The sequence below is a fragment of the Nakamurella flava genome, from assembly GCF_005298075.1.
GTDB lineage: Bacteria > Actinomycetota > Actinomycetes > Mycobacteriales > Nakamurellaceae > Nakamurella > Nakamurella flava.
The window spans coordinates 1,264,556-1,288,540 of record NZ_SZZH01000001.1; the positions used below are offsets into that span (position 1 = coordinate 1,264,556).

The following is a 23,985-nucleotide window of genomic DNA, read 5'->3' on the forward strand; positions in this document are numbered from 1 at the left end:
CCGCACCACGCAAGGCGGCGCGAACCGGCTCGGATCGTCAGTGGGCTTCGGCCTTCCGATCGGCCTGGTCGGCGACGACGGCGTCGGCGGCGGGGCGGGTACCGTGCCAGGCCGCGAAAGCGACGAGGACGAGCGCGAGCATGGCGTAGCCCAGCGCGACCCCAGGGGCGGCAGCCCAGGCGACCTGTGGCGCGTGAATCAGACCGATGAACGACAGCACCGCACCGACCCCCGCCGCGATGGCCGAGGCGTAGAACCGCCTCTCCAACAGGAAGGCGACGATGGCGCCGAGCACCATGCCGGCCAGCACGGCACCCTCGCCCAGGGTCTTGAGCCCCCCGTACACGAGACCGGCGTTGGACAACGCGGTCTCGCCGACCTGCGCAGCGGTGGTGCCCGCCGCGGACAGGGCGTTGTCGATCTGGCCGACGCCCCAGGAGGCGACGTTGGGGAGCAGCGCGGCGACGACGGCGGCCGCTTGGATGCGGGGAACCGCCTGGAAGGCCTGGGCTCCGATCAGCAGACCGATGTACAGCAGGATCGGGACGATGGCCGGGGTGGGCAGCACGGTGGCGAGCACGCCGAACAGGCCGAGGAAGCAGAGCACGGCGATGAACAGGCCGCTGGCCATCGAGTAGCTGCCGCGCCCGCCGGCCTCCTTCCACCCCGGGTGACCGATGTAGACAGCGGGCGGGAAGGGGGATCCGAGGGCCGACCCGATGATGGCGCCGGCTCCGTCGGCCAGCAGCACACTGCGCAGGTTGTAGCTGTCACCGGCGGCGGCCGCGCTCTCGACGTTGCTCATCGCCTCGGCGAAGTTGTAGACCCCGAGCGGGATGGCGGTGGCCAGGAGTGGGGCGAGGTCGGACAGCCCGTTGAGCAGCAGGTCGACGTGCAGGGTCGGGACGGCCACAGCGATGTTCGACACCGCGGCGGTCACGTCGGGGACCGACATGTATCCGCCGATCCAGCCGATGGCGGTGCCGACCAGCAGGGCGGCCAGACCGATGGGGATGCCGCCGGGCAGGCGGATGTTGGTGAAGAACCCGACCAGGATGATCCCCAGGACGGGCAGACCGATCCAGGCGGCGTCCCAGATCTGCCCGGCCGGGCGCATGGCGATGAAGGTGATCGAGATGCCGGCCAGGGTGCCCAGCATCGCCGCGCGCGGCGTGATCCGGCGGATGAACGGCCCGATGAACGCGCCGATGAGGACGATGACCCCGATGACGAAGCACCAGGCCAGGCCGGCCTCCCAGGCCCGCACCGGATCCCCGGTGGCCAGGAAGATCGGCAGCATGATGACGAAGACGACGATGAACATGTGCGGCACGCTCGGCCCGTAGGGCAGAGCCGTGACGTCCGAACGGTTCTCGCGGCGCGCCAGCCGCCGGGCGAGAACCGTGTAGTAGACGTTGCCGACCACCAGGGCGATCCCGAGGGCGGGCAGCACGGTACCGAGGACATCGGCGGTCGGCAGCTGCACGACGACGATGAGCAGTGTGGTGAGGGTCAGGACGTTGACCAGGATGTTGAAGGCCAGACCGAAGAACGCGTTGGTCTCGCCCCGGGTCCAGACCGGCAGTTTGAGGGCGTTCTCGGGGCCCGACCCCGAGCGCAGGGAGGGAAGCTGCATCGTGATGCCTCTCAGGCGGAAGCGCTGATGGGAAGGGGGGTTTCACCGGGAGCGACCGCGGCCGGGGCAGCTGGCAGTGCGGCGCGGACGGCGGCGGAATCGGCCACCCAGCCGAAGATCCCGCCCTGCGCCTTGATCATCTCCAGACCGATGCGCTGGAACTCCGGGAAGTACGAACCGACGCAGTCGGAGACGACCAGGCAGTCGTATCCGCGGTCATTGGCCTCCCGGACGGTGGTGTGCACGCACACCTCGGTGGTGACGCCGGTGACGATGAGGCGGGTGATGCCCGCCCGGTCGAGGATGCCGGCGAGATCGGTGCCGTAGAACGCGCCTTTGCCGGGCTTGTCCAGGACGGTCTCGCCGGGCAACGGGGCCAGCTCGTCGACGATGTCGTGGCCGTACTCACCGCGGACGAGGATGCGGCCGAGGGGCCCGTCGTCGCCGATGCGGATCGACGGCTTGCCCCGCCGGAGTTTGGCCGGTGGACAGTCGGACAGGTCCGGGACGTGGCCCTCACGGGTGTGGATGACGGTCATCCCCGCCGCGCGGGCCGCAGACAGCAGCGTGACCAGGGGTGGGACGACGGCGGCGAGTTGGTCGACGTCGTTGCCCAGGGTCTCGCCGAATCCCCCGGGCAGCAGGAAGTCTCGTTGCATGTCGATGATGACCAGGGCGGTGGAGTCCAGCGGCACCGGGAACGGCGAGGGTTCGGCCGGGACGAGCGGGGCGGACATGGGCGGCTCCCGGAGGGGTGGGGTGGATGGAACGGCAGGCGGCCCGACGCCTCACTGCGCCGGACCGTCGGTGGCCTGGTCAGCGAGTGGATCTGATGGCCGCGGACCAGGCGGCCGCCAGGGCGAGGATGCGATCGTCGGCCAGCGCCGGGCCGAGGATCATCAGCGACACCGGTCGCCCATCGGTGGTCAGTCCGGCCGGGACGGCGACACCGCACAGGTCGAGCAGGTTGCCGAAATGCGTGTAGTGGCCGAGCACGGTGTTGGTGGCGATCGGGTCGGCCAGCACCTCGTCGACGGTGAAGGTGGTCCCGATGGTCGGCAGGACGAGCACGTCCATCTGCTGCCACAGGTGCGCGACCTGGGCCTTCAGCTCACCCAGTCGGTGCTGAGCGGCGAACACGTCGAGCGCGTCGTACCGGCTGCCGCCCTGCAGGATGTCGCGGACCACGGGGACGATGGCGTCGGCGTGGTCGGTGACGAAGTCGCGGAACTCGGTCAGGCGCTCGGCCACCCACGGCCCGGCGTAGAGCAGTTCACCGGCCGCGGTGAACGGGGCCAGCGGCGCATCGACCGTCGAGCACACTTGCCGCAGCAGCGCTCTGGCCGTGAGGTGCGCATCACGCATGACGTTGTCGCCGAAGAACTGCAGCTCGTCCGGGTCGGGCAGGCCGACGCGCACATCGCTCGACGGTGTGGTGTCCGGGCGACGTTCCCGGGTGTACGGGTCGTCGAGGTCGACCGCGGCCATCACGTCGAACGGCACGGTCAGGTCCGCGACCCGGCCGGCGATCAGGGTGACGCAGTCCAGCGAGCGACAGGCGGGGACCAGACCGACGGTGCTGAGCAATCCGCGGCTGGGCTTGTAGCCGACGATGCCGTTGAGCGCCGGCGGCACTCGCCCGGAGCCGGCGGTGTCGGTGGCCACGGCGAACGGCACCTGACCGAGAGCGACGGCCAGCGCGGAGCCCGAGCTGGATCCCCCGGAAATCAATCCCTGCCCGTAGACGCTGCGCGGTACCGGGTAGGGCGTGCGGGTGCCGTTCAGCCCGGTGGCGAACTGGTCGAGGTTGGTCTTGCCGATGCAGATGGCGCCGGCGTCGATCAGCCGCTGGACGGCCGGGGCGGTGGAGTCCGGAACGTACGCGAACTCGGGGCAGGCCAGCGTCGTCGGCAGGCCGGCGACGTCGAGACTGTCCTTGACCCCGAACGGGATGCCGTACAGCGGCAGGGTTGTCGGGTCGGTGTGCTGCTCCATGTCGCGAGCCCGCCGCAGCAGCCGGTCGCGTTCGACGACGGTGATCCAGGTCCCGTCAGCGCCCCGCTCGTCGATGGCGGCGAGCACGGCGAGGACCGTGTCGGTGGGGGTCCGCTCCCCCGATCGGTAGGCGGTGAGGAGGTCCTCGATCGACGGGCCGAGGGTGGGTCCGGGACCTTCCGGGGTCGGGGTGACCGGGGGGCTTGCGGTATCCGGGGCGAGCCCGGCCGTGGCCGTCATGCGGTCGATTGTCGACAATCTGCGTTGCGAGGGAAGGCCTGCCGTGTCAACGTCCTGTTACGGGACCCGTTACCGCCCGGCGCGCTCGGCGGGCGGAGCGAGGAACCGCTGGCCGCCATGATCGGTGAGAGCGCGGAGAATGACGGCGGCGTCGTTGGTCTCGAGCGCGGCCAGGATGGCTTCATGACGCCGCAGCCCCTCCTCGGGCCCGACGAGGTGCGCTTCGCGGCGCAGATTGATCGCCATCGGGCGCTGCAGCTTCAACAGGATGGGCTCCAGAGCGAGGTCGAGTTGGCGGTTGCCGGCAAGCGCCACGATCGCGGCGTGGAAGTCCCGGTGGGCATCGTCCTTGCCCAGCTGGTCACCGGCCGCGTCGGCGTCGCGCATGCGCTGCAGATGTCTGCGCACCTCGATCAGTGCGTCGACGCCGGGTGCCGGCGTCAACGGGAACGTCGAGACGACGGCGTGGCGTTCGAGCACGGCCCGCACCTCGAACAGCTGCGTGATGTCGATCTCGGACCAGGTGGCGACCCGCGCTCCCCGGCGGGGCAGGTGCTCGACCAGCCCCTGCTGGGCCAGTAGCCGCAGGGCCTCACGTAACGGGGCGCGGCTGATGGCGAAACGCTGCCGGATCGACTCCTCGATGAGCCGCTCCCCGGGTTGCAGCTGACCGCTGAGGATCTCGTCGCGCAGGCGGCGGGTGGCGACCTCGACCAGGCTGGGGGCGAACAGCTCCTCATCCGGGGAGACCGTGGTCCAGCCCGGGGACGTCGCGGCGAAGGACGTCACTCGGCACCCCGATCCCGGAACTCGCGAGCGTCGTTTGACCCCGCTCTGCCGACCATGCCCGCCAGTGTAGGAGGGCAGGTCTCGATCGGGCCGTCGTGGGCGTCGCGGGTCACCGAGCCGGGAGAGGTGGGGTTCAGCGAGCCGACCCCACGGCGAACTCGTCGGCCCGGGGCCGAACATCGCGGGTCGATGATGCCGCGGCCGACCGGTCCACGGCACGACGCAGGGTCGGCCGGATGACGTGTTCCCACCAGGACCCCGCGGTGAACTGGATCAACGACCCATAGAGCGTGGCCAGTCCGGGCATCTCGGGCGGCGCCGGGGCGGGTCCGGCGATCGGCCGGCCCCCGGTCGTGCGCGGCGACTCGTCTCGGTTCGCCGGCACGTCGGTGGTCACCCGCTCCCGCAGGCAGACGATCTCGTGGACCAGTTGCTCCAGCGTGTCCGATAGGTCCTCCCCGGTGTCCGAGAGCCGGTTCCCGAAGGTATGGACCCGGTCCTCGAGGCGGGCCAGCCGGTCGAAGACCTCCGCCTCATCCGGGGCCGGACGCGTCGCGACCGGGAGGTCGTCAGCGGGTCGAGGAGGGCGGATGTGACCGTCGGAGGGGTCAGGGTTGATCGGGGCACCGTTCAACACGGCATCTCCTTCCCGGGAGTGTGGGGCGCAACCGAAGGTCCCCGCACCGCGATCAACGGCCGCACACTGTCCCCCGACGGTACGACCGGTTCCTCATTCGGCCTAGTCCGCCGGACGGGGGTATGTCGTCGCCGTCGGGCTGTGGTTCGACGGGGGTTCCGTGACGTCGAGTCACCGTCCGGCTGACAGTTCCCGGTTGGGGTGGGTCCCGCACTCTCTTCGCCCGACCTTGTGGCGACGGTCCGTCGCGGGAAGCTTCCGATGCCAACCCGAGTGACTTCCAGCACTCCGATATGCAGGTGACCGATCGGCGGACGGGGCCGACGATGGGCCTCATGCCCGGTCATCGCCCAGTCGTACTCGACACCTGGCCGCGTCGGCCCCACTTCGAGCACTATCTGCGTCAGGTGCCGTGCACCTTCTCCCTCACGGTCGAGCTCGACGTCACCGACTTCGCGGCTGCCCTGGCCGACTCGCCCCTGAAGACCTACCCCGCACAGATCTGGGCGCTCGCCACCGTTGTCAATCGGCACGAGGAGTTCCGGATGTTCGTCGACGACGACGACACCCCCGCGGTGTGGGACGTGGTGCACCCGAGTCTCACGGTGTTCAACCCGGAGCGGGAGACGTTCGCCAGCGTCTGGGTTCCGTACGCGACCGACCTCTGCGCGTTCCACCGCGCAGCCGCCGACCTGCTGACCACGCACCGGTCGGCGACGGAACTGTTCCCTCAGGGTGATCCCCCGCCGAACACGTTCGACGTCTCGAGCCTGCCGTGGACGTCGTTCACCGGCTTCACCCTCGACATCCGGGACGGGCACAGCCATCTGGCCCCCATCATCACCCTGGGCCGCTACGCCCGGCGGGACGGACGCACGCTCATGCCCGTGGCCCTGCAGGTGCACCACGCCGTCGCGGACGGGTTCCACGCCAGTCGGCTGCTGGCGGACTTCGCGCGTGAACTCGCCGACGTGGCTGCGTTCGTCCGCCACGGAGGCTGACCGGCGCAACCGGCGCCGCCGGCAATCCGAAGAGTGGGGCGGGTGGGGCTCGAACCCACGACCTGACGGATTATGAGTCCGCTGCTCTGACCAACTGAGCTACCGCCCCGGAACGGACGACGGCCCCTCCGGCGTGATGCCGAAAGGGCCGTGACGTTCCTGCTCCCCCGGTTGGACTCGAACCAACAACCGTCCGATTAACAGTCGGATGCTCTGCCAATTGAGCTACAGGGGAACGCTGCGCAGCAGCGCCGAATCAGCATAGACCACCGACGGTCCCGGTACGAATCGGCTGGTCACAGGCCTGGAGCAGAACCGCGGGCGAGGCCGGCGCCAGGTCTCACGACGGTGCCGCGACGTCACCCGATGGGGGAGGATGGACCGATCCCCCCGGGGACCGTGCAAGCAGGAGGTCAGTACATGTTCCGGTTGGGTCTGGGAATCGCCGTGGGGTACGTCCTCGGCTCGCGCGCGGGTCGACAGCGTTACGAGCAGATCAAGAAGGCCGCGAACACGGTGGCCGACCATCCCGCGGTGCAGGGCGCGGCCGGCGTGGTGCAGGCGAAGGTGAGTCAGCTGGTCGGCCGTTCCGGCAGCTGAACTTCCCATCCGTACGCATTGATTGCCCTGATCGAGCGACCCCCGTCACCCCGATATATCGCTACTGTGCGTTCATGACTGATGACGCGCTAGCGATTCGCCAACCACAGGACGGCGACATCGTCGGCACCGCCATCGGCGTTGCCGGGGTCGGGATTGCGTTCGAGGCCAGCTGGGGCTGGCGGCTCGTCGGGGGCGGACGCACCCTGGCCGAAGGCATGTTCACCGCCGGGTCGGGCGGGGCCATGAGCCCGTTCGCGACCACGCTGAGCGTGCCCGAGCACGGCCACAACGGACCGGCCACCGTCGAGATCTGGGCCGACGACCCGTCCGGCGCGGCCCCGCGTCCCGCCGGCGTCCCGGTGATCGCGATCTCCGGTGCCGCCGGCTACCGTCCGGTTCGGGTGCAGGCGGGTGACACGCTGACCGCGATCGCCGAACGTCACGGTTCCACCGTCGAGCGCATCGTCGCCGCCAGCCACCTCGTCGACCCCGATCAGATCGAGATCGACCAACTGCTGCGCGTTCCCGTCTGAACGGCCCGCGTCGGCGTCACTTCTCCAGGGAGATCCGTCCGTCACCCTCGACGGCCCGGGGCTTGGCCCGCTTGATCTCGACCCCACCCCAGAACGCCAACCCGTTGACCCGGATGACCGGCGCTCCGGGCGGTCCCTGCACGTGGGCCTTGTCGTCGAACCCGCCCATGATGCCGACCCCGTTGCACACGACCGTGACGTCGTCGGGCACCACGATCTCGATGCCGCCCATGATGGCCACCGCGGTGATGGTGACCGTCGGGGTGGCGAAGGTGGCCTGCGTGAGATCCAGTTCCACCCCGCCCCAGAACGCCACCGCGTTGAACTGGGCCGGCACTCCCCAGGGGCCTTTGCGCTGCGCGCCGGACATGACGGCGACTGCCCCACTCGAGGTGGCGGCACCGCCGATGCGACGGACCGGAGCCGCCGGCGCATTCGGAGAAGCCGACCGGGCCGCCGATTCCGGTGCGGAGATCGCCGGTGGGATCAGCGGCCGATGCTCGGGCAGGTCCCGGGTCAGCGGCTCCAACTCCCCCAGCGTCCGGGCGGCATAGACCTGGTCCAGACGTTCGGCCAGTTCCACCGGGGTCAGTCGGCCTTCGGCCATCGCCGTGTTCAGCGTCCGGGCCACCTGTTCGCGGTCGTCGTTCGACGCCCGCATCCTGGTCGGTTCGACGGAATTGCCGGGCTCGATCGTCACCCGACCGATGGTAGCCACCCGGCTCGACGAGGCGGTCCCCCGGCTGCCAACGGCCCAGGATTGCGGGTCCGGCGACGTCTGGAACCCACAAGAGCATCCCGGGAGCCGGCCACATGTGGATCCGGGACGCCACCAGCGTGGATCTGGGGCCCTTCGTTGCAGGTGGCAGGCGGTCAGCCGGCGGATCCGGCCGGATCGACCCGGCCGGGACGCCGGGCCCGCCGGCCCGACTGCGCCCGGGCCGGCCGATCCTCCAGCGGCGCGGCCGAGAGCTCGGCGGCCACTACCGCGGCGGCGGCCAGGAACCCCGGCGACTGCGGATTCATCCCCGGATCGACCCGCACCTGGGGCGTCAGCCCGTCCTGACCGGGCACCCGACGCAGCACCACCCAACCGCCGCCGCCCGCCCAGTCGACCCGGCGGCTGGCTGCGACCGACCGGCGGACGCGGGTGTGCACAGCGTCGGTCAACCCGCTGCGCACACTGAGCGGGAAGGACCGTTCCGGTTCGTCGGCGAGCACCACCAGACCGTCGGGGTGGCCGAACGCCTCGAACGTCCCGACCGGTCGGGCGTAGGTGACGGCCAGCACGCGCGCCGCCAGTCGGGCCTTCGAAATGTGCTGCCACCGCAGGCGTTCCGGCTCACCCCACAACTCCGGGTGGGTCGGCGCGCCGGCCGCCACCTCGGGTGTGCCGTGCGGCACCACCCAGAGGCCGAACCGGGACACGGCCAACAGCGTGCCGTCTGTGCAGGTCGCCACTGCCTGCACGTCCTCCTGGGGGTCGAGCTGCGCCGTCAGGGACGGCGGCAGCGCCGCCCGACGCCGAAACAACCCGAACGACCACGACCGGTCGCCATCCCGGCGGGCTCGCCGTTCGACCGCTCCACCCTGCGACGGGGACATCTGCACCTTCCCGTTTGCGTACCCATTGCGCACCGTCTCGATCGACCCGTTGGCCGACCGCCCGACCTGCCGTCAGCCGCTCTCAGGCCTCGCCTTTGGCTCGGTCGGCCAACGCGTTGCGATACAACACCATCTGACTCAGATCCCGCGCCAGGTCCTGCGCCCGCTCCCGGTCGCCGGTGGCCTCCGCACGCTGTAACTCCGACTGCAACCGCTTCACCTCCAGCACCGCGATCCGCCACGCCATCCGGGCCAGGATGGCGCCCGCGTACTGGGCGTCCGCCTGGTCGACGGTGTGCCGCAGGGGTTCCACGGCCAGCTCGCTGACCAGCGACCGCAGCACACCCGCCGGCAACGACTCGGACACCGCCTCCAACCAGGCGCTGCCCTGTCGACCCGACTGCGGTCCGCCGGCGGCCAGGACCGCTTCGTGCACCCGCCCGTACGCCGGAGCCGTGAACGCCTCCGGCTCCACCTGCTCATACCCGTCGGCGACCAGATCCGGTTGCTGCAGGACCAGTTTCAGTGCCTCGCGCTCGGGTTCGGTCCGCGGATCCCGTGGATTCGGCCGGGCGACCGCGGCCGTCCCCGGCTCGTCCCCCGGGCTCCCGGCGTCGTCCGGACGATCGTCCTGCACATCGGCGCCCTGACGGCCGCTGCCGGCGGCCCGCGGGTCGGGGGTGTCCGAGCGGTAGGCCGACCGGGAGTCGCGCGCCCGCGGACCGGGTTCGGCGGGTCGGTCCCGCTCACGGCGCTGCTGCTGCTCGAACCGCTCGGTCTCCTGGCGGACCCGCAGGCGCAGCGGATCCAACTCGACCCCCAGCCATCCGGCGAGCTCCCGGGTGTACTCGTCCCGCAGCGGCGCTTCCTTGATGCGCGCGACCAACGGGACGGTGTGGGTGGTCGCGGCGACCCGTCCCTCGGCGGTGTCCAGGTCGTAACCGGCCAGGGCGCTGGTGATGGCGAAGGCGAACAGTGGCTTGCGCTGCTCCACCAGCGCCCGCACCGCGTCGTCGCCGCGGGCCTGCCGCATCTCGCACGGGTCCATACCGGCCGGTGCGACCGCGATGAAGGTGTTGGCGGCGAACTTCTGGTCCGAGTCGAACGCCTTCAGCGCGGCCTTCTGCCCGGCGGCGTCCCCGTCGAAGGTGTAGACGACCTCACCGCGGATGACGTCCGAGTCGAGCAGGTACCGGCGCAGGATGCCGATGTGGTCCTCGCCGAACGCCGTTCCGCACGACGCGACCGCCGTCGTCACCCCGGCCAGGTGCATCGCCATCACGTCGGTGTAGCCCTCGACGACCACGGCCCGCCGCTGCCGGGCGATCTCCCGCTTGGCCAGGTCCAGTCCGAAGAGCACCTGCGACTTGCGGTAAAGCGGGGTCTCGGGAGTGTTGAGGTACTTCGCCGGGGAGCGGTCGTCGTCGTACAGCCGACGCGCGCCGAACCCGACGACGTCACCCGCGGCATCCCGGATCGCCCAGGTCAGCCGCCGGTGGAACTGGTCGATCGGCCCGCGCTGGCCCATCCGGCTCAACCCGGCCTTCGTCAGCTCGGCCGCGGTGAACCCCTTGCCCAGCAGGGCCTTGGTCAGCACGTCCCAGCCGTCCGGCGCGTAGCCGCAGCCGAAGTGGGTGGCCGCCGCCGCGTCGAACCCGCGTTCGGCGAGGAAGTCCCGGGCCTTCGCCGCCTCCGGGGTGCGTAGCCGCTCGGCGTAGAACTCGGCAGCAGCCGTGTTCGCCGCCAGCAACCGGGCCCGGGATCCGCGATCGGACTGGGTCGACGACCCCCCTTCCACCAGGCTCAGCGTGATGCCGCTGCGATCGGCCAACCGCTGCACCGACTCGACGAACGTCAGGTGCTCGATCTGCTGCAGGAAGCGGAAGACGTCGCCGCCCTCCCCGCAGCCGAAGCAGTGGTAGAACCCGCGGGCCGGGGTGACCTGGAAAGACGGCGTGCGCTCGTCGTGAAACGGGCACAGACCCTTCAGGTTGCCGCCGCCGGCGTTGCGCAACGCGACGTACTCACCGACCACGGTCTCGATCCGATTGGCGTCGCGGACCTTCTCACGATCACTGTCGGAGATCCGGCCGGCCATCCTGGCAGTCTAGAACGAGTGTCGGCCCGGTCTCAGAACGGTCACGGAATGTGGACGACCGACGCAGGGGTCACCGCGTGCCCACCCCGATCAGGCGGTGGTGGCGGGCGACCGCCTGCGCGTCGGTGAGCAGCGAGACCTGATCGAGCGCCACCCGGAGCCGTTGGGCGTCGTCGGCCGCCGCCTGGAACGCCGGCACGAACGCCGCGTCCAGGGCTGCGGCGCCCCGTTCGGTGATGGCACCGACCAGTTCGGCCAGCAACTCCTGCTCCCGCACCTGCCCCCGCAACCGGTGCGGGTCACCCATCACGTACCGCACGGCGATCGCCTTCAACATGGCCACCTCGGCGCGCAGTCGGCGCGGGACGACCAGGTCGGCGTCGTAACGGCCGAGCGGTCCGGGACCGGCGACCGCTTGGGTGCTGGCGATCACGCCCGTCGCCAGCCGACCGGTCAGCTCGCTGGTGAACCGCTTGGTGGCCACCCGACCCGCCGAACCCGGCTCCCCGATCGCCGGTAGGCAGTCGGCGACGCCCGGCAGGGCCAGCAGATCGGCCAGCACGACGGCCAGATCGGCCACCGACTCCGACGAGTACGGGGCGGCCTGGGTGGCGACCGCCAGGCGTTCCTCCGGGTCCGCCAACCGGGCCAGGTCGACCCGCCCGGCCTCGATCCCGTCCTCGACGTCGTGCACGGAGTAGGCGACATCGTCGGCCCAGTCCATGACCTGCGCCTCCAGGCACAGCCGCCGCCCACGACCCGGGTCGCGGAGCCAGCCGAAGACCGTCAGCTCGTCGACGTACACCCCGAACTTGCCGCCACCGTCCGGCCGCGGCCACGGGTACTTCACCACGGCGTCCAGGGAGGCCCGCGTCAGGTTCAGTCCACCCGGCGTCCCGTCGGGGCCGACGACCTTGGCTTCCAATCGGGTCAGCAACCGCAGGTTCTGCGCGTTCGCCTCGAATCCCCCGGCCGCCGCGCCGGCCGCGTTCAGCGCCGCCTCGCCGTTGTGGCCGAACGGCGGATGCCCGATGTCGTGGGCCAACCCGGCCAGGTCGACCAGATCCGCGTCGCACCCCAGTTCGTGACCGATCTCCCGGGCGATCTGCGCGACCTCCAGCGAGTGGGTGAGCCGGGTCCGCGGGACGGCCAGGTCGTCCGGAGTGCCGTCCGGACCGACCACCTGCGTCTTGCCGGCCAAGCGACGGAACGCACCCGAATGCAGCACCCGGGCCCGGTCACGGGCGAACGGTGTCCGGTGGGACCTGCCCGGGGCCGGCGCGCGATGGTCGGGACTGCCGACCGCCACGAAGGCGGCGGTCTTGACCGACTCGGCCAGGACCCGGGCCGTGTCGTCGTCGGTGTAGCGGTATCCGGTCACAGGACCGGGGAGCCGAGGCCGGACGAACCGCCGACGGCGAGATAGAAGAGCGTGGCGAGGGTCTCGCGGAACAGGTAGCGGGGCTGCAGATCGGGGTCCACCGACGGGCCGGTCCGCACCGGTGACACCTTGGCGTCGAATCCGAGGTCCCGCGCCATGAGCGAGGCCCGGGCCGCGTGCGCCGGATCGGTGACCACCACGATGTCGTCCCAGCCGCGGGCGGCCAGGTCGGTGCGTGCCGCCCGCAGACTGACCAGCGTGTCCGAGCCGGTACCGACGGCGACGAGCGCCTCGGCCGGCAGACCCGCTGCCAGCAGGTAATCGCGGCCGGCGGCTCCCTCCGTCGTGCGGTCGGCCGACTTGCCCCCGCCGATGGTGACCACCCGGCTCGCGACTCCCCTGTCGTAGAGATCCTTGGCGTGATCGAGGCGGGCCCGGTACACCGGCGACGGGTCCCCGTCGTACTGGGCGGCGCCGAGCACCACGATGGCGTCGGCCGCGCCGGCCGGCAGGGCCAGGTCCGCCATCGCCGCACGCACCACCCGCCAGCCGACCAGGCCGGCGATGAGGGTCGCCACCAGGAGCGCTCCCGCGCCGCATCGCACCGCGGTCCGCATGCCTCCCCCGTCTGTCGTCCGCCGTTCGGGCTCCGCCAGGCTAACGGGGCCGCGGGATGTCCCCACTCTCCCGGTGGCGATGTCACCGACCCGGGCGCGTCTGCGGGGCGATGGGGCGGCGGCACCGTCGCCCGCGACATGGACGTGACCGACGCTGGGTACGGTCGGGGCATGGCAACGGCGCGGGGGGCAAGTGGCCGCAGGTGGGTCCGTCGACGGCGGATGTCGGCGGGTCTGGCCATCGTGTGCCTGGCCACGGCCTGCTCGTCCACCGTCGCCGGTCGCGCCACCGTCGGCAGTCCACTGGCCACCAGCAGTTCCGCAATTCCCTCGGCAACCGACGTCCCGAGCACCACCTCCTCCGCGGCGCCCACCACCGCGGCCGCCCGGGAACCCGACGGCGCGGTCGGCACCATCGGCGACGACGGGATCGGCGACCCCTATTACCCGCTGTCCGGTAACGGCGGCTACCAGGTCGACGCCTACGACGTCGACGCCCGGTACGACCCGGTCAGCAACGACTTCTCGGCCACCACCACCATCACCGGCACGGTGCTGTCCACCGAGGGGCTCAGCCGGTTCAACCTCGATCTGTCCGGGGCCATGGACGTCAGTGCGGTCACCGTGAACGGCGCCCCCGCCGCCGACGTCGAGCACGACGAGGACGAACTCGTCATCACCCCGGCCGACCTGGCGGCGGCTGGTTCGGCCTTGACCGTCACCGTCACCTACGCCGGCAACCCCACGGTCGTCGACGGCGGGACCGGCGGACTCGGCGACGGCGGCTGGTATCACCTCGACGGCGGGGGCGCGCTGGCCGTCGGGGAACCGTTCTCGGCATCGGCCTGGTACCCGGTCAACGAGCACCCCTCCGACCCGGCGACCTTCGCGGTCACCATGACGGTCCCCGAGGGATGGCAGGTCATCTCCAACGGCCGCCAGCAGACCGACGGCCTGCCCGCGGCCCCCGCTGGATCCACCGTCTTCCGGTGGGCCATCGACAAGCCCATCGCCAGCTACCTGACCACCGTGTACGTCGACAAGTTCACCGTCCTGACGGACCAGCTCGCCGACGGGACCCCGATCGTCAGCGCCCTGGGCCCCACCGCCGTCGGGGACCGCGCCGCGGCGGAGAGCACGCGAGAAGTCATCGCGGCACTGGAGGAATGGTTCGGCCCCTACCCGTACGACTCCGCAGGCGGCATCTTCCCGGGGCAGGACCTCGGCTTTGCCCTCGAAACCGCCAGCCGCCCGGTCTATTTCGCCGGGACGAGTATCGGCATCGTGGCCCATGAACAGGCCCACCAGTGGTACGGCGACCTCGTCAGCATCGACCGCTGGGCCGACATCTGCCTCAACGAGTGCTTCGCCTCGTACGCCGAATGGTTGTGGGACGCCCGCACCAATGGGGTCGACCTGGACGCCCGCTGGAAGGTGGCCATGGCCGACACCGTGCGCGAAGCCCGGTTCTGGCGGTCGCCACTCGTCGACATGGGCGCGGGTGAGGAGTTCACCCGCGTCTACGACCGGGGTCCGCTCGCAGTGCACGCCCTGCGGGCGGAGATGGGCGACGAGGCCTTCTTCGCGCTGCTCAAGGGGTGGCCGGCGACCCACGGCGGGCAGGTCGTCGACTGGACGGAATTCGAGAACTACACCTCGAGCATCGCCGGCCGGGACATGAAGCCGTTCCTGGACGCCTGGTTCCGGTCGACCACCGTCCCGGACGAGCCCTATCGGACCCCGGGATCCCTGGGCGGCTGAGCGGCCCAGGTCAGACCAGTTCGGCCAACAGCACGGTGGGGCCACCCCGCCACGCACCGACCAGCCGTGCACCGGAGCCGATGTCCTCGCCGGTCGACGGGTGACGCCACACGCGCAGGGCCCCGCCGGGGAACGTCATCACCGCTACCTCGCCGGCTTCTTCGGGAACGACGGCGCGGCGGGGATCCAGACCGGGCACCCGGGCGGCACCCGCAGGCACGCCCCGCAGTTCGCCCCGGGTGGGGAGATGTTCGCCGTCGCGGATCAACTCCGCCTCTCGGCCACCGCCGTCGATCGCCGCCACGACGGTGCCGACGTAGACCGGATCGGTGATGCCGTCGTAGACGTAACGTCGACCCAGAACGGAGTGCTCCATGACGCCGATCGGGTCGACCCCGTCGAGTGGGACACCGCGGTAGGTCACCGGCACCTGTAGGACCGGGCCGTCACCGAAGCGGACGAAGAAGGTCTCGACGCCGACCTGACCGTCCGGGTCGTCGAGCCGCGGCGAGCCGAGGATCTCCGGGCCCACGCTGGCGTCACCGACGAACCACGACTGCCGGGGCACCCAGGCGGCCAGGGTCTCCGGCTTGCTTGGGGTCAGCTCGGCGTGGTGGATGATCGCCACGGTCGTCTCCCTGTATCCCGGTCGTGCGGTGGACGGTGCCGTCCCGGCCGGCTGGGCGGCGGGCCTGATCGGCGCATCCCGTCAGGCGCCGATCAGGCGGGCGGCCAGGTAGGACTGCACCTGATCGAGCGCGATCCGCTCCTGCCCCATCGTGTCCCGCTCGCGGATGGTGACGGCCTGGTCGGTGGCGGTGTCGAAGTCGACGGTGATGCAGAATGGCGTCCCGATCTCGTCCTGGCGGCGGTAACGCCGCCCGATCTGACCGGCGTCGTCGAAGTCGACGTTCCAGGTCTTGCGCAGGGAAGCGGCCAGGTCGCGGGCGATCGGCGTCAGGTCGGCGTTCCGGGACAGCGGGAGCACCGCCGCCTTGACCGGCGACAACCGCGGGTCGAGCCGCAGCACCGTGCGCTTGTCCACCCCGCCCTTGGTGTTCGGGGCCTCGTCCTCGGCGTACGCGTCGATGAGGAAGGTCATCAACGACCGGGTCAGGCCGGCTGCCGGCTCGATGACGTACGGCATCCAGCGCTCACCGGTGGTCTGGTCGAAGTACGACAGATCACTCCCGGAATGCTGCGAATGGGTGGACAAGTCGAAATCGGTGCGGTTGGCGATGCCTTCGAGTTCGCCCCATTCGCTGCCCTGGAATCCGAAGCGGTACTCGATGTCGACGGTGCGCTTCGAGTAATGCGACAGCTTTTCTTTCGGATGCTCGAAATGACGCAGATTGTCGGCGTCGACACCCAGATCGACGTACCAGCGGGTGCGCTCGTCGATCCAGTACTGGTGCCATTCCTCGTCGGTACCGGGCTGGACGAAGAACTCCATCTCCATCTGCTCGAACTCGCGGGTCCGGAAGATGAAGTTGCCGGGGGTGATCTCGTTGCGGAACGACTTGCCGATCTGACCGATGCCGAACGGCGGCTTGCGCCGGGCCGAACCCATCACGTTCTGGAAGTTGACGAAGATGCCCTGCGCCGTCTCCGGGCGGAGATAGTGCAAACCGCTCTCGTCCTCGACCGGCCCGAGATAGGTCTTCAACATCATGTCGAAATTGCGGGACTCGGTCCACTGGCCGCGCACACCACAATTCGGGCAGCTGATGTCCGCGAGACCGTTCTCCGGGGCACGCCCCTTCTTCTCCTCGAATTCCTCCTCGAGATGATCGGCGCGAAAACGCTTGTGACAGCTCAGGCATTCGGTGAGCGGGTCGGTGAACGCGCCGACGTGGCCGGAGGCCACCCACACCTGGCGGGGCAGGATGATCGAGGAGTCGAGGCCGACGACGTCGTCCCGGCCGCGGACGACGGACGCCCACCACTGCCGCTTGATGTTCTCCTTCAGTTCGACGCCCAGCGGACCGTAGTCCCACGCCGACCTGGTGCCCCCGTAGATCTCACCGCTGGGGAAGACGAAACCTCTCCGCTTGGCGAGCGATACGACGGCATCAATGCGGTTGGCGGGTGCCACGGCGAGTACTCCTGTCTGGAACTGACGGTGCGTGTCGAGGGTACTCAGCCCGGACGCCCCGTTCTGACGCCTGCGGGACCGGACCCGCCGGTCGGGGGGTCAGCGGCCGGGGACCGGAACGATGGGGTCGAGGAGGCTGAGCACCCCGTCGTCGGCGACCGCGTCGACCTCGTAGACGGCACTGGTCGCCGTGATGGCCGGCTCCGTCGCCCCGGACAGCCAGGGGATGAGCGTGGCCCGGACCTCCATCGGTGAGGTGGCGGACCGGTAGGCCGCGGCCGAGTCGAACTCGGCCACCAGCACGCGCAGGTCCTGGTCCTCGGTGGATCGGGCCCACCGCAGCCTTCGGGTCTGCGGTTGCGCGGCCAGCGCGGCGACCATGGCATCCGCGCCGGCCTCGGCGAGCTCCCGGTCGACAGCGGGGAACCGGACGGTGATCACGAGCAGGAACATCGGCTCACGCCACCTCCGTCCGCAGCGTCGAGCCACTGGCCGAGCGATGCACCGACAGCCGGCTCGAGATGCGCTGCCGGAGTTCGGGCACGTGGGAGACGACCCCGACGACGCGACCGGCTGCCCGCAGGTCGTCCAGCGTATCCATCACCAGGTCGAGAGCATCCGTGTCCAGGCTGCCGAACCCCTCGTCCACGAAGAGGGTGTCCAGAACGCGGCCGCCGGACTCCGCCGCGACCACGTCGGCCAAGCCGAGGGCCAACGCCAGGGACGCCAGGAAGGACTCTCCCCCCGACAGCGTCTTCACCGAGCGGATCCGCCCGGACCACCCGTCGACGATGTCGATGCCCAATCCCCCGGCCTTGCCCCGGTACTCCCGCTCGGTCGTGGGGACGAAGCCGTAGCGACCGGCCGACATGCGGGTCAGGTGTGCCCCGGCGGCATCGGTGACCTGCCGCAGTCGGGCGGCCAGCACATAGGTGCGCAGCGCCAGTCCCGGACCGTTCTGGCCGCGCCCGGCCAGTGTCTCGGCCAGGGCCCCCACCTCGGCGGCCGCGGCGGCCAGGGGTCGCCGTGCCTCCCAGGCCTGCAGGAGTCGACCGGCCAGGTGCCGCACCCGGTCCCGGCGGGTGACGGCGGCGACCGCCAGAGCGGCGGTCTCCTCGGTCAGTGACCGAGCGGCGGCGGCCCGGTCGGCCAGCGCGGACAGATCGACGTCCGCACCTTCGAGGTCGGAACGCAGATCGGCGAAGACGGGGTCGGCCAACCGCGCCAGCACCCGGGTTCGGCGATCCTCGGCGGCTCGCAGCTCCTCAGCCAGCTGATCGGCGTCCTCGGCGGCCGCGGTCAGGGCGTCGTCCAGGCCGGCGAATCCGGCCGTCCGAACGGTGTCGTCGAGGCGCCGCTGGGCGTCGACCAACCGTCGGTGGGCCTCGTCATGACGGTCGGCGGCGTCGGCCAGTTCCTCGGCCGCCCGCGCACGGTCCTGGAGGTACCGGCGTCGGGCACCGATGTCCGGGAAACCGCCGGCGGCGTCGGCCAGTCGCGCCTTGCGGTCCCGCAGGACGGCCGTCAGCGCCTCGATCTCGCTCTGCACGGCCGTCAGCCGGGCCGTGACGCCCTCCCTCCGCAGGCCCGCGTCGTACAACTGCCGGGTCGCGGCATCGAGGCGTTCGCCCAGGGCCGTGCACTGGCCGGACACCGTGACCAGTTCGTCCAGGCGGGCGGCCGCTTCGCGGAGTCGTGCCCGGACGTCGGCGATGTCGGGCAGTCGGTCGAGCAGCGCATCGAGATCGTCCGCTGCGGCGTCGTCGGGCTCGACCGCTCCGCCGCCAGCGGCGCCGGGCGCACCGGCCAGAACCGCGGGGTCGGTCGGGTCGAAGAGGGTGAACGGCACGTCGTCGGCTGTGGCCGATGGATCGGTGGTCGCGGTGGCCGGCTCGTCCTGCGACTCGCTCGCGACCGCTCGATACGGCTCGGCCATGGCGGCGTCGAGCAACTGCCGCAGACGGCTGTACTGCTGGGCGTGAGCGGCGGCCGCTGATTCCCGTTCGGTCGCTGTCTCTTTCACCCGCTGTTCCGCGCCGCGCAGTTCGGCCGGACCAACCGGCGACCCCCCGGGCGCGGCGGGCGACGGGTGCGATTCGGAACCGCAGACCGGGCAATCGGCCCCGTCGACCAGCTGGGCGGCCAGCTCCGCGGCGATGCCGGCCAGCCGCCGCTCGATCAGCGTCTGACTGGCGTCGACGGCCGCCTGATGGGCCGTGACCGCGGCCTGGCGACGGCGCTCGGACCGGTCGAGGTCACGACGGGACTGCGGCACGGCGGCCACCGCGTCGGTCAGCCGTTGCAGTGACTCCACTGTTCGCCGCGCCTCGGGTAGCTCTTCGCGGGCGGCGCGGGCCCGACCGACCTGGTCGGTCAGGGCAGCGATCCGTTCGGGCAGACCGACGAGGGCCTGCTCGATCTCCGCGGCCTCCGTCTCGGCGCGGTGGTGTCGTCGGCGGGCGTCGGCCCACCGCTGGGAGTCCGCGGCCTGCTCCTGGGCCAGCGAGGACAGGGCGACCAGTTCGCCGGCCCGTTCCCGGTCGGCGACCGCCGCGCGCCGCAGGACCGCCGGATCAGGCTGATGCGCTGCCGAGGCGCCGGTCGATACCGGTGCGCGCTGGCCTGGTGGAGCCGGCAGCAGTGCATCCATGGTCTCGTCCACGGCTCCCGCCGGCGCGGTGGCGCGGACGGCGCGGAAGCGCTGGTGGGCGCGCTGCCTGGACGCCGAGAGTTCCCGGACCTCGGCCCGGGCAGTGACCACCTGGGCCTGCGCGGTGGTCACCGGGTGGGCGCGCTGGTGCCGGTCGATCCGCACCGGATGCTGGGTGAACCGGACGGCCGACTGTTCGACATCGGCCAGCTCGGCGTGCAGACCGACCCACCGCGCGCGCCGTTCGGCGTCGGCCCGGGCGGACCGGAGTTGTTCCCCCGCCGCCGCGTGATCACGGGCGGCGGTTCGGGCCACCGCCGCGGTCAGATCGGCCTCATCAGCCAGCCGATCGCGCAGGTCGGCGACCCAGGTCGGATCGGCATCCTCCGGGGGCTCGCGGTGCGCGGCCTCAGCCACCCGGGCGACCAACTCGCGGACCGCATCGTCGGCGGAACGCAGTTCGGCGGTCGCTGATCGGCGGCGCTCGGCGAACCACTCCTCGATGGCCCCGAAGCGACCGGTGTCGAAGAGCTTCTCCAGCAGGACGGCACGCTCGGCGGTGTCGGCCCGCAGGAAGCGGGCGAAGTCTCCCTGTGGAAGCAGCACCACCTGGAAGAACTGGTCCGCCGACATCCCCAGCAGGTCGGCGACCGTGTCGCCGACCTCGGCAGCCCTCGACAATCCGGACGGCGGGCGGCCGTCCGGAGCGGCATCCAGGAAGCGGAGCAGGACCCGCGCCCGTTCCAGGGTGGTCCCGGTTCCCCGCGTCTTCGGACGCTGGTATTCCGGTGCCCGCACGATCTCCACCCGGGACCCGCCCAGGGTCGCCAGCAGACGAACCTCGGTGCGCTGCTCGGGTGTGGCCTGGTCGCACCGCAACCGCCGGGCCTCGTGGCGAGCCCCGGGGACCCGACCGAAGAGGGCGAACGCGACGGCATCGAGCACAGTCGTCTTCCCGGCACCCGTGTCGCCGTGCAGCAGGAACAGCCCATCGGCGCCGAGCCGGTCGAAGTCGACCTCGACCCGACCGGGGTACGGGCCGAAGGCTTCGATCTCCAGACGGTGCAGCCTCATCGGACGGCCTCGGTGACGCGGCCCGACTGGATGGCCGCTGCCAGCAGAGCGACCTCCGACGGGATGGGGGCCGAACCCCGGCAGTCCTGCAGGAACGCCTCCACCACCGTCAGGTCGTCCGGAGCGGCCCGCGTCCCGGACGTCGCGGCGGTCCCCGGTCCCGGCGGGACGGCTTCGGGTACCCACTGGACGTTCACCGTGTGCGGTAGGACCGCCTGCAGCCGGCGCATCGGTTCCACCGGCCGGACCGGATCGGTGAGTTGCGCCGCCACCCAGGCGTCGGCCAGATCCGTTCTGGTCAGCAGATCGGCCAGCTCGCCGCGCACGGTCACCAGGCGGCGGCTCGCCGGCAGGTCGCGGGACGTGACGACGGGAAGGACGTCCCCAGGCGCCAGTTCGACCAGCAGCACCTGCTTGGTCTGACCGGCCTCCGAGAACGAGTACGGCAGCGGCGATCCGGGGTAACGGATGGTGGGCGTCACGGCCTGTGGCCGGTGCAGATGCCCCAGGGCGACGTAGTCGACCCCGTCGAAGACGTCGGCCGTCACCGACTCGACGCCCCCGACCGCAATAGAGCGCTCCGACCCACCGGGCATCGCCCCGACGACGAACGCGTGGGCCAGGACCACCGACCGCGTGCCCCTCGGCCGGGCGGCCAGGTCGGCCCGAATCCGGTCCATGGCGGCCGCCATCACGTCCTGATGATGCAGCCGCCCGCTCAGCGCCCACTCGTCCCGCACCAGCTCCGGTTCCAGGTAGGGGATCGCGTAGACGGCCACCGCCGCAGCTTCCGGGGCGTCGGCCATCGGTAGCAGCACCGGGGTGGCGACGTCCGCCGGCCGGGTCCGCAGGTGCAGGCCGCCGGCGGCCAGGAACTCGGTGAACGCGCCTAGCCGGGGGGCGGAATCGTGGTTGCCGGCGATCACCACGACCGGGATCCCCGCGCCAGCCAGCCGGGCCAGCACCCGCGACGCCGTCTGCACCGTCTCCGGCGACGGCACCGCCCGGTCGTAGAGGTCCCCGGAGACGAGGACGGCGTCGACCCGCTCGGCCACGGCCAGATCGATCACCGCATCGAGCACGGCCTGCTGCTCCGCCAGCAGGCTGTGACCGTGGAACGTCCGGCCCAGGTGCCAGTCGGAGGTGTGCAGCAATCGCATGATCAGAACCGTAGGTCGAGTGTCCGACAGCGGGTTCTCCGCGCGGTTCGGCGTGTTGCCGGTCGGTGGGACGACCGGTCAGGACCATGCTGCGGATGCCGCCGCCGGGTCGTGGCCCGCACCGGTCAGGCCGACCGGACGGACACGATGGCGAAGCCACCGGCGACCGCCCGCAACACCAACACCGACCTGGTCGGATCCACCGCAGGGGTATGACCGACCGGTTGTCCGGACCCGTCGACGACCGGGTACGACGGCAGCGACTGCTCCACTTCGACCGAGATCTCGTCGCCCGGGTTGGAAGGTGTGGTGTCCCCCGAGCTGACGCGAGCCGCCGAGATCACGTGGGTGCCGCCGTCGATGTGCAACCCACGCCTCCGCAGGTCGGCGACCAGCGCCCGATCGGCCTCCAGCGGGGGACCGGCGACATACACGGCGTCCAACGGCGCGGGATCGGCCGAGCTCAGCGCCTGGGCCCGGCGTTGGTCGAGCGAGCGGACGACATCGAGCCAGTCGATGACCGCCGATCCGGGAACAGCCGCCGACGGCGGGTCGTCCGTCGACGACGATGCCGCCGCCGCCGCGGACGACACCAGCGGATCGCCGGAGGTCGGATCGCCAGGTGCCGGACTCCCCGGCGGATCGCTGAGCGCGGTCGTCACCGCGGCAGCGAGCTCCGGCCGGGGGGTGCCCAGTTCCTCCGTAGGCCCGGAACCCGGCTGCTGACCGGCGGACGCATCGCCCGAGCTGGGCTGCGTCAGGGCCGCCGAGGCCGGTTCCTCCCCCGCGGCCCACCACCACCCCGCTCCGACCGCGACACCTCCCCCCACGAGGACAGCGACGCCCAGGACCGCTGCCCGGGTCACGTGGCGGCGGCCTCGACGACGACGGCGCCCCGACGATGCCGCCGACGGACCCCGCCGCCCGCCACGTGGCGACCCCGACCGGGTCGGGCGCGGCGGACCGCTGGCCGAGACACCGGTCCCCGGGACCGCCTCGGAGACCGACGGGCCGCTCGGCGGCCCCGGCCTCCCGTCCGATCGGCGCCCGGACGCCGCATCGACGGTCGCCGTCGGCACGTCGTCGTCGGCGTCGGTCAGCTGCATCGAGCCGACGGGTTCCTCACCGACCGAGGTGACCGGGCCGGCGTCAGCGGCGCCGACACCAGGGGTCTGCGCTGCGGCCGCCACGGCGAGATCGACCGGCAACGGACGGCCGGCGGCGCGCAGTTCGACCTGCAGCACTGCCGGCGGCGGACGGAGCCCAGGGTCGGCGGCCAGCAGACCGCTGATGGCGACGGCCAGCTCGGGCGACGTGAGGGAGGGGTCGGGCTGCGGCCACAACCCGGCCGCGGACTGGACCAGCACCTCGGCGGCGCTGACGGCTGGCCACGCCGGCCGGCCGCTGACGGCCAGCAGTGCCACGGAGCCGAGGCTGAACAGGTCGGAGCGGAGATCGGGCCGCGCCCCCCGGGCGACCTCCGGAGCCAGATGCGGTGCCCCCACGGGGACGATGACCTCATCGCCGGCGGCCTCGGCCAGGGCCAGCCCCGCGGTCAGCCCAGCCAGGCGGGGGCGCCCGTCGTCGTCGAACCAGATCAGCTCGGGGATCAGAGCCCCGTGCTGCAGACCGGCGTCACCGATGGCGGTCAGTGCACCGGCCAGCGGACGCAGCACGGTCAGCGCCTCGCCGGGGGTGAGGCGATCCCGCCGTCGCAGCAACCCGTCCAGGGTGCCCCCTGTGGTCCATGGCGCGACCACTGCGACCCGGCCGCCCTGCTCGACGACCTCCAGGTCCGGGACGAGGTGCGGATGGTCGACGGTGCGGGCCCGCTGCAGCGAGCGTCGGACCAGTTCGCCGTCCACCGGTGGTAGCAGGACGAGCCGCACCCGCTGCTCGGAACCGACCGGAATGGCGTCGTGCACCCGGAGCCGGCCCGGCGGGACCGAGGGGTGGTCCGCTGCCTGATCGACGGTCGCGGTGACGCCGTCGAGCGGGCCGGCAGCGCCCCCGACCACGTCCAGCAGCCGGTATCCGGCGAACGTGAGGTCCATGCCGGTGAACCTAGGTGCTGACCGTCGGACCGCGTGGGTTGTCCCCAAACCGCAGC

The 23,985-nt window shown here is 71.7% G+C and carries 20 protein-coding genes and 2 tRNA genes; 4 read left to right on the plus strand and 18 right to left on the minus strand.

Annotated elements, in window-relative coordinates:
• Window positions 1–37 precede the first annotated feature (37 nt).
• The 5 genes from FDO65_RS05670 to FDO65_RS05690 form a co-directional block, all read right to left on the minus strand.
• The gene (locus FDO65_RS05670; RefSeq protein ID WP_240757447.1) at window positions 38–1,636 is read right to left on the minus strand and encodes a regulator; all 1,599 of its coding nucleotides are present in this window, start codon (window positions 1,634–1,636) and stop codon (window positions 38–40) included.
• Between the two features lie 11 nt (window positions 1,637–1,647).
• Complete coding sequence (locus tag FDO65_RS05675) at window positions 1,648–2,373, minus strand: cysteine hydrolase family protein (RefSeq protein WP_137448428.1); 726 nt, start codon at window positions 2,371–2,373, stop codon at window positions 1,648–1,650.
• Window positions 2,374–2,452: 79 nt separating this feature from the next.
• The gene (locus tag FDO65_RS05680; protein ID WP_137448429.1) at window positions 2,453–3,871 is read right to left on the minus strand and encodes an allophanate hydrolase; all 1,419 of its coding nucleotides are present in this window, start codon (window positions 3,869–3,871) and stop codon (window positions 2,453–2,455) included.
• Between the two features lie 69 nt (window positions 3,872–3,940).
• Entirely contained in the window at window positions 3,941–4,603 is a 663-nt protein-coding gene (locus FDO65_RS05685; protein ID WP_420847520.1) for a GntR family transcriptional regulator, read from the minus strand.
• 190 nt (window positions 4,604–4,793) lie between these two features.
• Entirely contained in the window at window positions 4,794–5,297 is a 504-nt protein-coding gene (locus FDO65_RS05690; protein WP_137448431.1) for a hypothetical protein, read from the minus strand.
• Window positions 5,298–5,623: 326 nt separating this feature from the next.
• On the opposite strand from FDO65_RS05690, the gene FDO65_RS05695 reads away from it, so the two are divergent.
• The gene (locus tag FDO65_RS05695) at window positions 5,624–6,298 is read left to right on the plus strand and encodes a CatA-like O-acetyltransferase (protein WP_137449505.1); all 675 of its coding nucleotides are present in this window, start codon (window positions 5,624–5,626) and stop codon (window positions 6,296–6,298) included.
• Between the two features lie 34 nt (window positions 6,299–6,332).
• Here the strand turns inward: FDO65_RS05695 and FDO65_RS05700 are convergent.
• Together FDO65_RS05700 and FDO65_RS05705 are read right to left on the minus strand one after the other, a co-directional pair.
• Window positions 6,333–6,407 (minus strand) — tRNA-Ile (locus FDO65_RS05700).
• Between the two features lie 53 nt (window positions 6,408–6,460).
• Window positions 6,461–6,533: transfer RNA gene (locus FDO65_RS05705), tRNA-Asn, on the minus strand.
• A 185-nt stretch (window positions 6,534–6,718) separates the two neighbouring features.
• Between FDO65_RS05705 and FDO65_RS05710 the strand changes: the two genes are divergently transcribed.
• Window positions 6,719–6,898, plus strand: coding sequence for a hypothetical protein (locus FDO65_RS05710; RefSeq protein WP_137448432.1), 180 nt, complete (start codon window positions 6,719–6,721; stop codon window positions 6,896–6,898).
• Between the two features lie 74 nt (window positions 6,899–6,972).
• Window positions 6,973–7,434: a Gmad2 immunoglobulin-like domain-containing protein gene (locus FDO65_RS05715; RefSeq protein WP_137448433.1), complete on the plus strand. Its 462-nt coding sequence runs from the start codon at window positions 6,973–6,975 to the stop codon at window positions 7,432–7,434.
• Between the two features lie 16 nt (window positions 7,435–7,450).
• On the opposite strand, the gene FDO65_RS05720 is transcribed toward FDO65_RS05715, so the two are convergent.
• From FDO65_RS05720 to FDO65_RS05740, 5 genes are all read right to left on the minus strand, one after another.
• A complete protein-coding gene (locus tag FDO65_RS05720) occupies window positions 7,451–8,134 on the minus strand; it encodes a DUF1707 SHOCT-like domain-containing protein (protein ID WP_240757449.1) in 684 nt (227 codons plus the stop codon).
• 173 nt (window positions 8,135–8,307) lie between these two features.
• Window positions 8,308–9,039, minus strand: coding sequence for a hypothetical protein (locus tag FDO65_RS05725; protein WP_137448434.1), 732 nt, complete (start codon window positions 9,037–9,039; stop codon window positions 8,308–8,310).
• 82 nt (window positions 9,040–9,121) lie between these two features.
• Window positions 9,122–11,137, minus strand: a complete 2,016-nt coding sequence (dnaG, locus tag FDO65_RS05730) for a DNA primase (protein ID WP_137448435.1) — start codon at window positions 11,135–11,137, stop codon at window positions 9,122–9,124.
• A 70-nt stretch (window positions 11,138–11,207) separates the two neighbouring features.
• Window positions 11,208–12,518 carry a deoxyguanosinetriphosphate triphosphohydrolase gene (locus FDO65_RS05735; protein WP_137448436.1) on the minus strand — a complete coding sequence of 437 codons (1,311 nt, stop codon included), beginning with the start codon at window positions 12,516–12,518 and terminating at the stop codon, window positions 11,208–11,210.
• Entirely contained in the window at window positions 12,515–13,096 is a 582-nt protein-coding gene (locus FDO65_RS05740) for a YdcF family protein (RefSeq protein WP_240757450.1), read from the minus strand. Before FDO65_RS05740 ends, FDO65_RS05735 begins: the two co-directional genes overlap by 4 nt.
• 210 nt (window positions 13,097–13,306) lie before the next feature.
• On the opposite strand from FDO65_RS05740, the gene FDO65_RS05745 reads away from it, so the two are divergent.
• Window positions 13,307–14,896, plus strand: a complete 1,590-nt coding sequence (locus tag FDO65_RS05745; protein WP_166442048.1) for a M1 family metallopeptidase — start codon at window positions 13,307–13,309, stop codon at window positions 14,894–14,896.
• 10 nt (window positions 14,897–14,906) lie between these two features.
• On the opposite strand, the gene FDO65_RS05750 is transcribed toward FDO65_RS05745, so the two are convergent.
• From FDO65_RS05750 to FDO65_RS05775, 6 genes are all read right to left on the minus strand, one after another.
• Window positions 14,907–15,524 (minus strand): maltokinase N-terminal cap-like domain-containing protein, encoded by a 618-nt coding sequence (locus FDO65_RS05750; protein ID WP_137448439.1) that lies wholly within the window; start codon window positions 15,522–15,524, stop codon window positions 14,907–14,909.
• A gap of 81 nt (window positions 15,525–15,605) precedes the next feature.
• The gene (locus FDO65_RS05755) at window positions 15,606–16,991 is read right to left on the minus strand and encodes a glycine--tRNA ligase (RefSeq protein WP_137448440.1); all 1,386 of its coding nucleotides are present in this window, start codon (window positions 16,989–16,991) and stop codon (window positions 15,606–15,608) included.
• A 99-nt stretch (window positions 16,992–17,090) separates the two neighbouring features.
• A complete protein-coding gene (locus tag FDO65_RS05760) occupies window positions 17,091–17,444 on the minus strand; it encodes an antibiotic biosynthesis monooxygenase (RefSeq protein ID WP_137448441.1) in 354 nt (117 codons plus the stop codon).
• Window positions 17,445–17,448: 4 nt separating this feature from the next.
• Window positions 17,449–20,715, minus strand: a complete 3,267-nt coding sequence (locus FDO65_RS05765; protein WP_137448442.1) for an AAA family ATPase — start codon at window positions 20,713–20,715, stop codon at window positions 17,449–17,451.
• Window positions 20,712–21,875, minus strand: coding sequence for an exonuclease SbcCD subunit D (locus FDO65_RS05770; protein WP_137448443.1), 1,164 nt, complete (start codon window positions 21,873–21,875; stop codon window positions 20,712–20,714). Before FDO65_RS05770 ends, FDO65_RS05765 begins: the two co-directional genes overlap by 4 nt.
• A 125-nt stretch (window positions 21,876–22,000) precedes the next feature.
• On the minus strand, window positions 22,001–23,929 hold the full coding sequence (locus FDO65_RS05775; RefSeq protein ID WP_137448444.1) for a serine/threonine-protein kinase: 1,929 nt from the start codon (window positions 23,927–23,929) through the stop codon (window positions 22,001–22,003).
• Window positions 23,930–23,985 lie beyond the last annotated feature (56 nt).